10 protein-coding genes and 1 tRNA gene are annotated in these 14,825 nt (G+C 67.1%); 2 read left to right on the top strand and 9 right to left on the bottom strand.

The annotated features are described in order from the left end of the window. Positions 1-130: 130 nt before the first annotated feature. From ACWGL1_RS06090 to ACWGL1_RS06050, 9 genes are all read right to left on the bottom strand, one after another. Positions 131-2,335, bottom strand: coding sequence for a TonB-dependent receptor (locus ACWGL1_RS06090; protein WP_452111480.1), 2,205 nt, complete (start codon positions 2,333-2,335; stop codon positions 131-133). Positions 2,336-2,617: 282 nt separating this feature from the next. Then, complete coding sequence (locus tag ACWGL1_RS06085) at positions 2,618-3,184, bottom strand: cupin domain-containing protein (protein WP_452111479.1); 567 nt, start codon at positions 3,182-3,184, stop codon at positions 2,618-2,620. A gap of 4 nt (positions 3,185-3,188) precedes the next feature. Then, on the bottom strand, positions 3,189-4,475 hold the full coding sequence (locus tag ACWGL1_RS06080) for an acetylornithine deacetylase/succinyl-diaminopimelate desuccinylase family protein (RefSeq protein ID WP_452111478.1): 1,287 nt from the start codon (positions 4,473-4,475) through the stop codon (positions 3,189-3,191). 10 nt (positions 4,476-4,485) lie between these two features. After that, a complete protein-coding gene (gene leuB, locus ACWGL1_RS06075; RefSeq protein WP_452111677.1) occupies positions 4,486-5,583 on the bottom strand; it encodes a 3-isopropylmalate dehydrogenase in 1,098 nt (365 codons plus the stop codon). A 4-nt stretch (positions 5,584-5,587) separates the two neighbouring features. Next, positions 5,588-6,352, bottom strand: a complete 765-nt coding sequence (locus tag ACWGL1_RS06070; RefSeq protein WP_291776375.1) for an SDR family oxidoreductase — start codon at positions 6,350-6,352, stop codon at positions 5,588-5,590. A 15-nt stretch (positions 6,353-6,367) separates the two neighbouring features. Continuing rightward, positions 6,368-7,813 (bottom strand): aldehyde dehydrogenase family protein, encoded by a 1,446-nt coding sequence (locus tag ACWGL1_RS06065; protein ID WP_452111477.1) that lies wholly within the window; start codon positions 7,811-7,813, stop codon positions 6,368-6,370. A gap of 173 nt (positions 7,814-7,986) precedes the next feature. Then, positions 7,987-8,478 (bottom strand): redoxin family protein, encoded by a 492-nt coding sequence (locus ACWGL1_RS06060; protein ID WP_452111476.1) that lies wholly within the window; start codon positions 8,476-8,478, stop codon positions 7,987-7,989. A gap of 33 nt (positions 8,479-8,511) precedes the next feature. Continuing rightward, positions 8,512-8,585, bottom strand: a tRNA-Cys gene (locus ACWGL1_RS06055). 96 nt (positions 8,586-8,681) lie between these two features. Continuing rightward, positions 8,682-10,109: an amino acid permease gene (locus ACWGL1_RS06050; RefSeq protein WP_452111475.1), complete on the bottom strand. Its 1,428-nt coding sequence runs from the start codon at positions 10,107-10,109 to the stop codon at positions 8,682-8,684. A 329-nt stretch (positions 10,110-10,438) separates the two neighbouring features. Here ACWGL1_RS06050 and ACWGL1_RS06045 point away from each other — a divergent pair, with 329 nt between their 5' ends. Next, positions 10,439-11,947 (top strand): hypothetical protein, encoded by a 1,509-nt coding sequence (locus ACWGL1_RS06045; RefSeq protein ID WP_291776367.1) that lies wholly within the window; start codon positions 10,439-10,441, stop codon positions 11,945-11,947. Positions 11,948-12,036: 89 nt separating this feature from the next. Beyond that, on the top strand, positions 12,037-14,730 hold the full coding sequence (locus tag ACWGL1_RS06040) for a TonB-dependent receptor domain-containing protein (RefSeq protein ID WP_452111474.1): 2,694 nt from the start codon (positions 12,037-12,039) through the stop codon (positions 14,728-14,730). Positions 14,731-14,825 lie beyond the last annotated feature (95 nt).

Below are 14,825 nucleotides of genomic sequence, written 5' to 3'. Positions count from 1 at the left end.
GTCATCCTCTGTCTTTCGCCAGTAGCGGCCGAACCGCAACGAAAGGGAAGACTGTTACTTCCGTGATTTAATGTGCGGATAAATATAGATAATTTACCCGCGTGCTCGATTTTTTGAGCGGGCCGAACGCTCAGTAGCGAAGCGTCAGCCGCGCGCCGATCGTGCGGGGACGGCCCGGCTGGGCGATGTCTGCGCTGGTGAAGAAGTTGCGCGTCAGATCGTAATCCTGATCGAACAGGTTGCGAGCCCAGAAGGCGATGGACCAGTCGGCGTCTTCAGGCCCCACGGTGATGCTGGCGTTGGCCAGCCAATAGGCCTCGACATCGTACTTGGCGCCTAGCCAGGACGGGTACTCGTCGCGATAGCTGTAGTTGGCCTCGGCCGTGACGGCGAAGCCGCTGACCGTCCAGTCGTAGCTGACCGATCCGCCGTAGGACCACGCGGGGAAGGGGATGTTCTGGCCCGACTTGTCGATATAGGCGGTGACTGGCGGCGTCTGTTGGCAGGCGCCGATGTTCAGGTCGACGAAGTCGGTGTACTCTCCCTTCTTGTAGCTGAGGTTCTGGCTGATCCGCAGACCGGCTGTGGGGCGGAAAACGCCCTCGAGCTCCGCGCCGTAAATCTTGGAATCGGCGTTGGTGAAGCGGCCGACCGGGCCGTTGGCGCCGCAGACGGCCGACAGCACCTGCTGGCCGTTGTAGTCGTAGTAATAGGCCGCGCCGTTGATCTGGACCGCACGCGACGGGTCGGCCTTGAAGCCGAGCTCATAGGCCCACAGGATTTCCGGATCGAAAGGCTCGATGCCGCTGCTGTCGCCAGTGTTGTAGGTGGTGAAGCCGCCCGATTTGGCGCCCCGGCTGGCCGAACCGTAGATCAGGACGTTGTCGGCGGGTTTGAACTCCAGCGCCGCCTTGCCGGTCAGCGGGGTCATCTTGGTGTCGACGCTGGTCGGGGGCAGGGCGGTGGCGCCGCCGAAGGCCGAGCCGAAGCCTTCAAGCTCGCGGGTTTCTTCCTCGTAGCGCAGGCCCAGGATGGCCTTCCACCGCTCGGAGAAGGCGTATTCGGTCTGGCCGAACAAACTCCAGGACTCGACCTTCTGGTCGTAGGTGACCTGGGCGTAGGTGCCGTAGATGTCGATGAAGTCGGAGAAGTAGCGCTCGTTGAGATCCTGTTTGGAGTAGTAGAAACCGGCCACCCACGTCAGGGGGCTGTCGTTGTCCGAGGCCAGACGCAGTTCCTGCGACAGGACATTCACATCGCTGCCGAAGAAGGTGTCGGCCTCGACCGAGGCGCTGGAATCCCAGTCGCCGTATTCGCTGCGGTCCAGGGTCTCATAGCTGGTGATGCTGGACAGGTTCATGCCCTTGAGCGCCAGATTGGCGTTCAGCGAGGCGCCCCAGGATGAGTTGTCTCGACCGGGTTTGGCGTTCACGTCGCGGCCGATGGCGTCAGCAAAACGCTGCGACAGGCCCCATCCGGTCTTGGAGCGATCCTTATCGGCGGGGATGAGGTAGCTGGGGCGGTTGATCGCGCCGGTGTGCAGGTCGCTGATCAGATACAGGCCTTGGTTCTCGGACTTGTCGACGCCGCCGTGGACGTCGAGCAGGGCGGTGAAGGTCTCACTGGGCGTCCATTCCAGCAGAGCGCGGGCGCCGGTGCGGTCGGCGTCGCCCAGGCTTTCGCCTGTGTCGCGGTTGCGCTGCCAGGCGCCGCCTTGCTCCGTCGAGACGGCCAGACGGCCGCGCAGAGTTTCGGCCAGCGGACCGGAGACATAGCCCTCGCCCCGGAACAGGTTGTGGCTGCCCCATTCGGTCATCAGCCCGGCGGACAGGTCTTCGGTCGGGCGTTTGGTGACGAAGCTGATGGCGCCGCCGGTGGTGTTGCGGCCGTACAGGGTGCCCTGCGGCCCGCGCAGCACCTCGACCCGGTCGATGTCGAAGATCAGCCCCTGGGTCATGACCGGGACCGGATAGGCGACCTCGTTCACATAGACGCCGACGGTGGGCGAGTTGTTGGAGGCGTAGTCCTGAAAGCCGACGCCGCGCATCCGGAACTGGGCTGCGCCGCCGCCGAAGGCCGGTTCGACCTCCAGATTGGGCGTGGCGTTCTGAAGCTGGTTGACGTTGGTGACGCCTTGCTGCGTCAGGCTTTCGCCGCTGAGGACGCTGAGGGCGATGCCGACATCCTGGGCCGCCTGTTCGCGGCGCTGGGCGGTGACGATGACCTCATCGACCGTGGTGGCGGTCGGTTCGTCGGGCGCGCGCTGCGCGGCGACGGAGGTGGCGGACAGGGCGAACAAGGCCCCGGCGGAAACGCTGACCATCAGACGATTCATCGTCTTCCTCCCCATGAGGCCGCCGCAGTCTTTAAAGCCGCGTTCAGCCGTCGCGACCGGCACAACCCGATCGCCGAACTATCTCCGCTGCCGATGTTTTGTGCAACGCAGCATCAACATGCAGTTGCAATGACCGGCTGCGGAAAACCCTCTTCCCTCAGGGATCAGTAGTCGCCTGATGGCGAATTTGGGCAAGGCTGTTTCTTTGTTGGCCTATATCTCTGTCTGATATGGGGAAAATATTCCAATGATCGGAATACTGATCATTCGCAACGGTGCCCCTCAGAAGGTCGGCGGCGTGCAGGCGCTGATGACCACGCAGGGGACGTCGCCGATGTTGCGGAAACGGTGCTGCAGGACGCTGGGGAACAGATAACCTTCGCCCGCCTTCAGCACGCGCGACTGGCCGTCGACGGTGACTTCCAGACGGCCCGAGATGATCATGCCGCCCTCTTCGCCCTCGTGGGACAGCATGACCCGGCCGCTGTCTGAGCCGGGCTGATAGGTCTCGTACAGGATCTGCAGGCTGGAATCCTGGCTGGAGCCCAGCTGACGGTAGGAGACGTCCCCGCGCGAAATGTCGGTCAGTTCGTCGTGGCGATAGAAGTATTTGGTCGGGGTCTCGAACTCCGAGCTGAAGAAGTCGCCCAGCGATATGCCGGCCGCGTCCAACAGTCGTTTCAGTGAACCGACGGATGGGCTGGTGCGGCCGCTCTCGACCAGGCTGACGGTGCTGGACGGCACGCCCGCCTTGCGGGCCAGGGCTCGCTGCGACAGGCCGAGGCGGTCCCGAAGGGCGCGCAGGCGCGGGCCGATGATGTTCTCTTCTTCCATATCGCCGCGCGCCATTTCGTCAGCTCCGCTTGCGGGTCAGCAGATCATAGGCCGCCCTTGCCATGACCTTGGCCGAGTTGCTCATGTCGTCGATGCCGACCCATTCGTCCGGCTGGTGCGCCAGATCCAGCACGCCGGGGCCGTAGGCGATGCAGTCCTTCAGTTTGCCGATGCGGTCGATGTGCTTCTGGTCATAGGTGCCGGGCGAGCAGACGAACTGGGCCTTCTTGCCCAACACCGTCTCGATGGCGGCGGCCGTCGTGCTGGCCACGGGACCGTCGCGGTCGGCCATGCTGGGCGCCACCTGGAACAGGTCGCGCATCTCGTAGCGGAAGCCGTGGCGTTGGGCCGCCAGGCCGTCGAGGATAGCCTTCACCTCGCCCTTTACGTCGTCCAGCGTCTCCTCGATCAGGAAGCGGCGGTCGATGATCATGCGGCTGGAATCGGCCACGCAGGGCGCGGGCAGGCCGTCGAAGCCCTCGGCCTGACCGCCGTGGATGGAGTTGATGTTCATGGTCGACTGGCGGGCGCCCTCGGGCACCACCGGCATGTCGGAATGGCGGGCCGCCATGGCGGGGTAGAGCTTGGATTCGAACTCCTCCATCACCGCGCCCATGTGGCGGATGGCGGAGTCGCCCAGGAAGGGCATGGAGCCGTGGGCGATGCGGCCCTTGGTCTCGATCTCGGCCCACCAGACGCCGCGGTGGCCGATGCAGACTCGGTCCACGTTCAGCGGCTCGGGGATGATGACGTGGTTGACGCGCGGCTCGGAGAACCAGCCGCGCTCGGCCAGATAGGCGACGCCGCCATAGCCGCCGGATTCCTCGTCCACCGTGCCGGAAATCTCCAGCGCGCCGGGCAGGGGCAGGCCGGAATCGATCAGGGCCTCGACCGCGATGATGGAGGCGGCCAGCCCGCCCTTCATGTCGCAGGCGCCGCGACCATAGACGCGGCCGTCCTTCACCTCGCCGCCGAACGGATCGACGGTCCAGCCGGCGCCGACCTCGACCACGTCGATATGGCTGTTGAAGTGGACGCAGGGGCCGGGCTCGCTGCCGGTCCAGCGGGCGATGACGTTGGTGCGCGGATACTGGTCGCTGTCGCCCGGAGAGCCTTCGCCGCGCACATATTCGACGGTGAAGCCGCGCTTCTTCAGCCGTTCGCCGATGTACTCGGCGCAGGGACGATAGGCCTCGCCCGGCGGGTTGATGGTGGGGAAGCGGATCAGATCCTGGGTCAGGGCGACCAGTTCGTCGGTGCGGCCGTCGATCAGGTCCATGACGGTCTGCATGGTGGGGGCGGTCATCAATCGATCCTCACGCGGACTCTGCATCCAGCGCGGCCAGAACCGCGTCGGTCATCTGAAGGGTGGAGACGGGAGCGACGCCGGCTTCCGCAATGTCGGGGGTGCGGACGCCGCTGGACACGACCTGCCGCACGGCGCGCTCCAGCCGGTCGGCCAGGTCGGCGCGGTCGAAGGACCAGCGCAGGCACAGGGCGAAGGACAGGATGGCGGCGATGGGATTGGCGACGCCCTGGCCTGCGATATCGGGCGCCGAACCATGGATCGGCTCGTAAAGGCCCCGGCTGCGCCCGCCCTGATCAAGCCCCGACAGCGAGGCCGAGGGCAGCAGGCCCAGCGAGCCGGTCAGGGCCGCCGCCGCGTCGGACAGGATGTCGCCGAACAGGTTGTCGGTGACGATGACGTCGAACTGGTCCGGTCGTCGGACCAGTTGCATGGCGCAGTTGTCGGCGTACATGTGCGACAGCTCCACGTCGGGATAGTCGGCGGCGACTTCGGTCGCGACGGCCCGCCACAGGGCGCCGGTCTCCATGACATTGGCCTTGTCCACCGAGCAGACGCGGCGCCGGCGGGTGCGGGCCAGTTCAAACGCCGTGCGGCAGACGCGGGCGATCTCGGCTTCCGTATAGGCCTGGGTGTCATAGGCGCGGCGCTGGCCGTTGGCGTCCACTTCATTGGCGCGGGGCAGGCTGAAATAGACGCCCGCCGTCGCCTCGCGCACGATCAGGATGTCGAGGCCCCGGATCAGCTCGGGTTTCAGCGCCGAGGCGTCCAGCAGTTCGTCGAAACAGACGGCGGGGCGCAGATTGGCGTAGAGGTCCAGCGCCTGACGAAGGCGCAGGATGCCCATCTCAGGCCGCTGGGCGCGGGGCAGGTGGTCCCACTTAGGCCCGCCGACGGCGCCGAACAGGACGGCGTCTGACGCCAGCGCCTGATCCACCACGTCCTCGGCGATGGGCGCGCCGACGGCGTCGATGCTGGCGCCGCCCGCCAGGGCTTCGCTCAGTTCGATGCGCAGCCCGGCGTTCCGCGCCCAGTCGACGACGCGCAGGGTCTCGCGGATGATCTCCGGCCCGATGCCGTCGCCCGGCAGAACCAGCAGCTTGAACACGCGGTCAGATGCAGCGGCCACCGTCGACCTCCATGGCCACGCCTGTGATCATCGAGGCGTCGTCGGAGCAGAGGAAGGCTGCGGCGGCGCCCATGTCCTCGGGCGTCGAGAAGCGGCCGATGGGGATGGAGGAGAGGAATTTGGCCCGCATCTCGGGCGTGTCCTCGCCCATGAAGGTCTTGAGCAGGGGGGTGTCGCCCGCCACCGGGTTCAGGGCGTTGACGCGAATCTGGAAGGGGGCCAGTTCGACCGCCATCGCCCGCGTCGCCGTGATGACCCAGCCCTTGGAGGCGTTGTACCAGGTCAGGTTCGGCCGGGGACTGACCCCGCCGGTCGAGGCGATGTTGAGGATGGCGCCGGACCCTTGCGCCTTCATCGCCGGGACGAAGGCCTTCGACATCAGATAGATGGCGCGCATGTTGACGCTGGCGATGCGGTCGAAGGCTTCGTCCGACAGTTCGTCCAGCGGCTGGGGCGTGTGGCCGACGCCCGCGTTGTTGACCACGATGTCGACGCCGCCCAGCAGGCGGTTCGCGGTTTCGGCCAGAGCAGCGACGTCAGCGGCGCTGGATACGTCGACCTTCACGGCCAGATCGGCGTCGCCCAGTTCAGCGGCCAGCGTGCGGGCGGCGTCGCCGTTCAGGTCGGCGACGATGACGCGGGCGCCTTCCTCGGCGAAGCGGCGCGCGATTCCGGCGCCGAAGCCGGAGGCTCCGCCCGTGACGATCGCCCGCTTGCCCTCCAGCCGCCTCGATCTGTTCTCCCCCAAGACGCCTACTCCCTGCTATCCGTGATGAGCCGCGACGGTCTTCAGGGTGGTGAAGGCGTAGAGCGCCTCGAACCCTTTTTCGCGACCGTGGCCCGATTTTCCGACGCCGCCGAAGGGCAGTTCGACCCCGCCCGCCGCGCCGTAGTTGTTGATGAAGACCTGTCCGGCCCGCAGCCGCTTGGCCAGTCGCATCTGCCGCCCGCCGTCGGCGGTCCAGACCCCGGCGACGAGGCCGTAGGGCGTGCCGTTGGCGATGGCGACGGCCTCGTCCTCGGTCTCGAACGGGATGACGACGACGGCCGGGCCGAAGATTTCCTGCTGCGCCAGCGGATGATCCGGCGCGACATTGGCGAACAGGGTGGGCGCGACATAGGCGCCGCCCGACGGCAGGTCGCCCAGCGTCGCCTGCGCCACGATCAGGCCGTCGGCGCGGCCCTTGTCGATGAAGCCTTCGACCATGACCTGCTGCTTCTTCGACACCAGCGGGCCGACATCGCGGTCGTTCATGGCGGGGCCGACGGTCAGGGCGGTGAAGCGCTCGGCCATGCGGCGCACGACCTCGTCATAGACGCCGCGCTGGACCAGCACGCGCGATCCGGCCGAACAGGTCTGGCCGGCGTTCTGGACCCCGGCGTTGACGAGGAAGGGCAGGGCCTTGTCCAGATCGGCGTCGTCGAAGACCAGTTGGGGCGACTTGCCGCCCAGTTCCAGCGTCACCGGCACGGCGTTGACCGCCGCCGCCTGCTGGATGGCGACGCCCACCCCGGTCGAGCCGGTGAAGGACAGGTGGTTGATCCCCGGATGGGCGGCCAGCGCCGCGCCCGCCTCGGCCCCCGTGCCGGTCACGACGTTCAGCGCGCCTGCGGGCAGGCCGCAGTCGGCGGCGATATGGGCGAAGGCCAGGGCGGTCAGCGACGCCTGCTCGGCGGGCTTCAGCACCACGGCGTTGCCGACGCACAGGGCCGCCACGACCGAGCGGCCGATGATCTGCATCGGATAGTTCCACGGGATGATGTGGCCCGTCACGCCGTGCGGCTCGCGCAGGGTGTAGACGGTGTAGCCGTCCTGGAAGGGAATGGTCTCGCCGTGCAGCTTGTCCGCCGCGCCTGCGTAGAATTCGAGGTAGCGGGCCAAAGCGATGACATCGTTGCGGGCCTGCTTCAGCGGCTTGCCGACGTCGAGGGCTTCCAGTTCGGCCAGCATGTCGATGCGGGCTTCGACCTCGCGTCCCATGCGGGCCAGGATGCGGCCGCGCTCGACGGCCGTGGTCCGGCCCCAGTCTCCGTCGAAGGCGGCGCGGGCGGCGCTGACGGCGGCGTCCACGTCTGCGGCGGTTCCGGCGGCAAGCTGGCCCATGACCTCGCCGGTCGATGGGTTCTCGATCGGCAGAGTCACGTCGCCCCCTGCGGAGCGCCAGACGCCGCCGATGAAGACCTTATCCGTGGAGAAGGGGGCGGCCATATCGTCTGCTCACTGTGAAGGCGATCCCCTCTGGTTCGCCGTCCAGGATAGTGGGCACGATAACGGATCAGGCGCCAAGCCCTTTATGGTTTTGGCCTAAGTCACTGATTTTGTGTTCTGGGTGCTCAATAAAATGAGCATTTGACGCTGGGGCAAGCAGGCGGTGCGGCTTTTCACGCGACGGTTGCAGGCTCCAGCAGCAGGGCCATGATCTCGGCGCCCAGCATCATGTCCGAGACGGGGCCGAAGCGGCGCATCCGCATCCGGCCCAGCCGGTCGACCAGCACCAGACTAGGCGTGCCCTGAAGATTGAAGGCGGTCATGGTGCGGGGGGCTGTGGTGTCGGCCGACGGCGCGTCGACGGCGACGGGGAAACGGCAGCCGTGCTCGGCCAGCCATCGGCTCAGGCCCGCACGGTCCGACTGCTGGTCGTGATGCTCGAACACGCTGTGGACGCCCAGAGCGGCGACCTCGCCGGAGGTGAAGGTCTCGGCCACGCGCCGGGCCTGCGGCAGGGCGTAGTGGGAGCAGCCGGGGCACAGGCGTTGCAGGAAGGCGATGCAGACGACCTTGCCGCGCAGGTCTTCCAGACGCACCGGCTCGGGCGTGTTCAGCCAGTCCACGGCGTCGATCGGGGGCGCGGGTCGGTGCATGGGACGACGCATGGGGGGCGGCTCCTGAACGGCAGGGCGCCCCGATGGAGGCCGGACCTGGAATCGAACCAGGCTGGACGGATATGCACTCCGCCGCGTAACCGCTCCGCCATCCGGCCATCGGGGCGAGGCGTCTGGATAGCAGGCGGCGCCGGGGACCGCCTGGGCCGGTTGAGGATTAGCGGGGGCGCCGGTCGCAGCGCCCCCTGTATGGATCAGTCGGCGGCGGCCTGTTCGGCTTCCTTGGCCTCACGACGGGCGACGCTGAAGCGACGGCCGTAGAGCAGATAGGCGCCGACGCCGATCACGTTCCAGATCAGGAACCACGCTTGCGTTTTCTGCGGCAGGCTGGCCAGCAGATAGAGGCAGCCGGCGATGGCGATCGGGCCGATGACCCAGGCCAGCGGCGTGCGGAAGCCGCGCGGCAGGTCCGGCGAGCGACGGCGCAGGATTAGCATGCACAGCGCCACCGAGCTGAAGGCCACCAGCGTCCCGGCGTTGGCCAGGGCGACGATCTCGTCCAGCGGGAAGAACAGGGAGATGGTCCCCACCACGGCGGCGGTGAACAGGGTGATGCGCAGGGGCGCGCCCTTGGCCGAGAGCTGCGACAGGCCGCGCGGCAGCAGGCCGTCGCGCGCCATGACGAAGAAGATGCGGCTCTGGCCATAGAAGAAGGCCAGGATGACGGTTGGCAGGGTCAGCACCGCCGTCACGGCCAGGAAGTGGGCGGCGCCCGGCTGGCCGATCTCGCGCAGGATCAGGGCCAGCGGCTCGGGGCTGTTGGCGAACAGGGTGAAGGAGGTGGCGCCCAGGGCCGCCGTGGCGATGACGGTGTAGATGGCCGCGCAGGCCAGCATGGAGCCGACGATGCCGATGGCCAGATCGCGCTTGGGATTGCGGGTTTCCTCGGCCGCCGTGGCGATGGCGTCGAAACCGTAGAAGGCCGAGAAGATGATGGCGGCGGCGGCCATGATGCCGCGCTCGACCCCGTCCTCGCCCATGGTGCGGCCGAAGCCGAAGGGGCTGAACGGCTCCAGATTGGCCGCGTTGAAATGGGGCAGGGCGAACCAGACGAAAAGCACCAGGGCCGACAGCTTCACGACCACCAGGGCCAGGTTCAGCGTGGCGCTCTTGCGGGTGCCGATGATCAGCATTCCGGCGATGACCAGGATGATGAACAGGGCCGGGACGTTGGCGACGCCGCCCGCGTGCGGCCCCTGCATCAGGGCCATGGGCAGCCCCAGCCAGTCATGCAGCAGAGGCGCCGCATAGCCGGACCAGCTGACGGCCACGGCGCTGACCACCAGGCTGTATTCCAGGATCAGGCTCCAGCCGATGACCCAGGCGACGACCTCGCCGATGACGACGTAGTTATAGGTATAGGCGCTGCCCGAGGCGGGGATGGTCGAGGCCATCTCGGCATAGGCCAGGGCGGCGCAGGCGCAGACGAAGCCCGCGATCAGGAAGGACAGCAGGACGGCCGGCCCGGCCTTGTCGGCGCCGATGCCGATCAGGGTCAGGATGCCGGTGCCGACGATGGCGCCCACGCCCATGGCCACAAGATGAGGCCAGCTGAGGCTGCGGGCCAGGCTGCGTTCCTGCGCGTTGACAGTGATGCGCTTGCGCACGTTCCAGCCGCCCATTCGGAATCTCGTCTTCTTTGCGTGTCGGGGGCCGGCGAGCAGACCGGCGCGTCCTGTTGCGTCAGACGCGTCCGCGACACAAGGGGGCGTGGGCTTCAAGGCGCCGTCCGATGACCGGCGGATGAGGACCGCCAATCTCCGTTATCAGACAATTTGTCACTCAAACGGCGGGAAAACGGCAAGAAACCTAAGCCGATCCGTCACCGAAGCGCGCAAGCTTCGGAAACAGCAGCCGCTATCCATGCCGCCGAGGCAGGAGGGAAGCAGGGTCATCCGCGGCGGATGAGCCGCCCACTGTCGCATCCTTTGACCAGACCGGTGGAATGACGATGAACAGCAGCTTCAAGACCCTGCTCGCCGTGGCGGCCAGCGCGCTCGCCCTGGCGGCCTGCGGCGGTTCGGCCGAGGTGGCCTCGCCGGGTGAAGGCGATTTCGGCAACGGCGGCGGCAACAATGGCGGGGGCGGCAACAACGGCGGCGGCAACGGCCAGGCCGCCGCTGACTGCCCGACCGGCTTCGCCAACGTCGGAACCATGGCCAACGGCACGCTGCGCAACTGCCAGCTGCCGCAACAGATCAACGGCTCGCTGACGGTGCCGCTGCGCGCCGGCACCATCTATTCGATCTCGGGCCGCACGGCCGTCGGCACGGACGGCGGCGTCGACGCCTCGGCCAACACGGGCACGCAGGGCATCCTGACGGTCGAGGCGGGGGTGACCATCTTCGCCTCGGGCGGCGGCGACTACCTGCTGGTGAACCGCGGCTCGCAGATCTACGCCGAGGGCACGGCCTCGCAACCGATCATCTTCACCAGCCGCCAGAACGTCGAAGGCACGACGAACGAGAATTCGCACGGTCAGTGGGGCGGGATCGTCCTGGCCGGTCGCGCGCCTCAGGCCAACTGTCAGCTGACCGCGCCGGTCACCTGCACCGGCCAGGTCGAGGGCACCAACGCCTTCTACGGCGGCGGCAACGCCAACGACAACTCGGGCCGTCTGCGTTACGTCCAGATCCGCTACTCGGGCTTTGAGATCTCGACGGGCAACGAACTGCAGGCCCTGACCCTGGCCGGCGTCGGCGCCGGCACCACCATCGAATACGTCCAGTCCTACAACTCGTCGGACGACGGCATCGAAATCTTCGGCGGCAACGTCAATCTGAAGCACATCGTCATCAACGGCGCAGACGATGACGCTTTCGACACCGACACCGGCTGGCGCGGCGGCGCCCAGTTCGGCATCGCGACCCAGCGCGCCCCGAACGCGACCAGCCGCTCGGCCGGTTTCGAGTTCTCGGCCGCCCCGGCCTCGACGCCGCTGGCCCAGCGCTACAACTCCCAGCCCAAGATCGCCAACTGGACCCTGGTGGGCCGCAACTCGCCGACCGACGCCCATACCGTCGCCCACTTCGACACGGGCACGAAGCCGACCGTGATCAACTCGGTCTTCACCAGTGTTTCCGGTTCTCTGGCCGGCTGCCTGGACATCGCCGACGCCGACACGGCCAGCGTGAACCCGGTGTTCAACTCGGTCTTCATGTCCTGCGGCATCTCTTACCGTGCGTCGAACGCGGCCCTGTCTGAACCGATCTTCACGGCCGGGACGAACAACACGGCCAAGGGGACCTCGACCCTGACCGCTCCGACTTCGGGCGTGACGATCACCAACCAGGTCCTGACCTTCATCAACGGCGCCAATGAAACCGCCGTGACCCCGGTCAAGGCTTCCAGCGTCCACTCCGCCTTCGTCGACACCGACTACATCGGCGCCGTGAAGAACGCTTCGGACACCTGGTGGCAGGGTTGGACCTGCGGCCTGACCGCCAACGCGAAGTGCTGACGAACCCTCTGGCGAGGCGGCGGTCCGAAAGGGCCGCCGCCGACCCTTTGAGCGTCCAGCCTCTCTCGACCTACGCAAGGCAGCCGAACATGAAGAACAAGACCCTGACCCGTAACGGGCTGCTGCTGGCCAGCAGCGCCCTGGTCGCCGCTTTCGGCGCGCCCAGCCTCGCGCTCGCCCAGGCGTCCGCTCCCGTCGCCGCCGTGGCTCTGAGCAATGAACTGCCCGCCGATCCGGAAAGCCCGGATCAGGTGTCGCAGACCCCGGCCACCCAACTGGGCGACATCGTCGTCCTGGGCCGCAATATCCCGCAGCCGAACCGTCAGAGCGCCGAGGTGGCCGCTTTCCTGACGTCGGAAGATCTGCAACGCACCGGCGACTCCACCGCCGCCGCCGCCCTGACCCGCGTGACCGGCCTGTCGATCGTCGAAGGCCGCTTCGTCTATGTGCGCGGCCTGGGCGAGCGTTATTCCTCGGCCCTGCTGAACGGCTCGCCGCTGCCCAGCCCCGAGCCGCTGCAACGCGTGGTGCCGCTGGACCTGTTCCCCTCCAGCATCCTGGCGGGCGTGACGGTTCAGAAGTCCTATTCCCCCAACTATCCGGGCGAGTTCGGCGGCGGGGTCATCGACCTGCGCACCGTGGACGCCCCGGCCGAACCCTTCCTGACCTTCAAGGCGGGCATCGGCGGCAACACCGAGACGACGGGCCGCGACAACTTGGTCTATTACGGCTCGGACACCGACTGGACCGGCTTCGACGACGAGACCCGCAAGATTCCGGGACCGATCGACCTGGCCTTCCGCACCGGCAAGCAGATCAACATGGCCAACTTCTCGGCCGCCGAGCTGCAGCGGATGGGCCGCTCGATGGTCAATGCGCCGCTGCGCCTGATGCAGCGTCAGCAGACGCCGGTCGACGGCAGCCTGGAGCTGGCGGGCGGCTTCCGCACCCCGACCGAGGTCGGCGATCTGGGCGTCATCGCCGTGGCCGGCTACGACAACTCCTGGCGCACCCGTCAGGCGATCCAGGAAGAGGGCCAGTTCCAGGGCGACGACCTGGTGCCGGTCTCGACCTTCGACGTCGAGTCCAACCAGAACGACGTGCGTCTGAACTTCCTGGGCGGGCTGTCGCTGACGAACGACGATCATGAGGTGAAGTGGACCAACCTCTACGTCCGCACTACGACCAAGCGCGCGCGCACCTCGGCCGGGCCGGACTTCGACGCCGGCGGCAGCGTGATCCGCAACGACTACACCGAATGGTTCGTGCGTCAGCTGTTCACCAGCCAACTGGCGGGCGAGCACTATTTCGGCGCCGACGGCGAGTGGAAGCTGGACTGGCGCGCGGCCTACGCCAAGACCTCGCGCGACGCTCCTTATGAATCGCGCTTCCAATACGGCGTCGACGCTCAGGATCGCTTCATTCACAACGTCCAGGGCAACCAGATCTCGTTCAGCGAGCTGGACGACGAAATCTGGTCCGGCGGCGTGGACCTGGCCTATAAGCTGCCGATGGCGGCGGGTCGTGAGGCGACCATCAGCGTCGGCGCCTCGACCCTGGACAACACCCGCTCGGCCGAGCGTCACGACCTGCAGTTTGAGGCCGTCAACGGCTTGACCGACAGCCAGCGTCGCGCGCGGATCGACTATCTGTTCTCGGACTTCAACATCAATCCGTGGACGCTGCAGCTGCGCGAGATCGCCGGCTCGAACGGCGCCAACGCCTATGACGCGGAGATGAAGGTCAACGCCGTCTACGCCATGGTCGACGCCGAGTTCGTGCCGACCGTCCGCACCACCTTCGGCGTCCGCTTCGAGGACGGCCAGCAGAGCGTGACCCCGCGCGATTTGTTCGGCGGGACGCCTTCCTATGAGGCGACGGAGATCGAGGAGCAGTACTGGCTGCCGTCGTTCACCGCGACGTGGAACTTCACCGAGGATCAGCAACTGCGCTTCGGCGCGTCCAAGACCATCGGCCGCCCGCAGTTCCGCGAACTGGCGCCCCAGGCCTATACCGACCCGGAAAGCGACCGCGTCTTCATCGGCAACCCCTATCTGACCGACACCGAGATCCTGAACCTGGACGCGCGCTGGGAATGGTATTTCGGCCGCCAGCAGTTCGTCACGGCGGGCGTCTTCTACAAGAAGCTGGACAAGCCGGTTGAAGCGGTGATCGTCGATGTCGGCAACCAGCGCCAGCAGACCTTCCTCAACGCGCCGGAAGCGACCGTCATGGGCGTCGAGGCCGAGGTGAAGAAATACTTCGAGTTCGCCGATCAGGCGGCCTTCATCTCCAACAAGCGCTGGCTGGTGCAGGCCAACTACACCTGGTCGGACTCCGAGGTCTCGGTCGGCGAGGGCGACACCGTCATCACCCTGGGCGGCGGCGGGCGTCCCGAACAGGCGTCGTTCTTCATCCAGGACGGCAGCCGTCTGCAAGGCCAGTCGGAGCACGTCGCCAACCTGCAACTGGGTTGGGAAGACGACACGGCCCGCTCGCAGGCGACCTTCATCCTGAACTACGTCTCGGAGCGGATCACCGCGCGCGGCGCGGGCGTGGGCACGGCGCGCGAGCCGGATTACCTGCAGGAGCCGGGCGCCGTTCTCGACTTCGTCTATCGCAAGGACTTCACCGTGAAGGGCCGCGACCTGGGCTTCGCCCTGGAACTGCGCAACCTGCTGGGGACGGACTTCGAGGAGTACCAGGAAAAGGGCAACAAGATCCGCATCAACCAGTACGACCTGGGTCAGAGCGCCTCGGTCAGCCTGACGGCGCGCTTCTAAGCGGCGGCAGCGTCGGATAATCGAGCCGGGAGGCCCCAGCGGTCTCCCGGCTTTTTTGCGTCCCCCATCCTGTTGGGAAGGATGAATGTTTCTCG

This window comes from Brevundimonas sp. NPDC055812 (assembly GCF_053616535.1).
The sequence above is the reverse complement of the archived record's forward strand: the minus strand, read 5'-3'. Positions and strand labels throughout refer to the sequence as shown.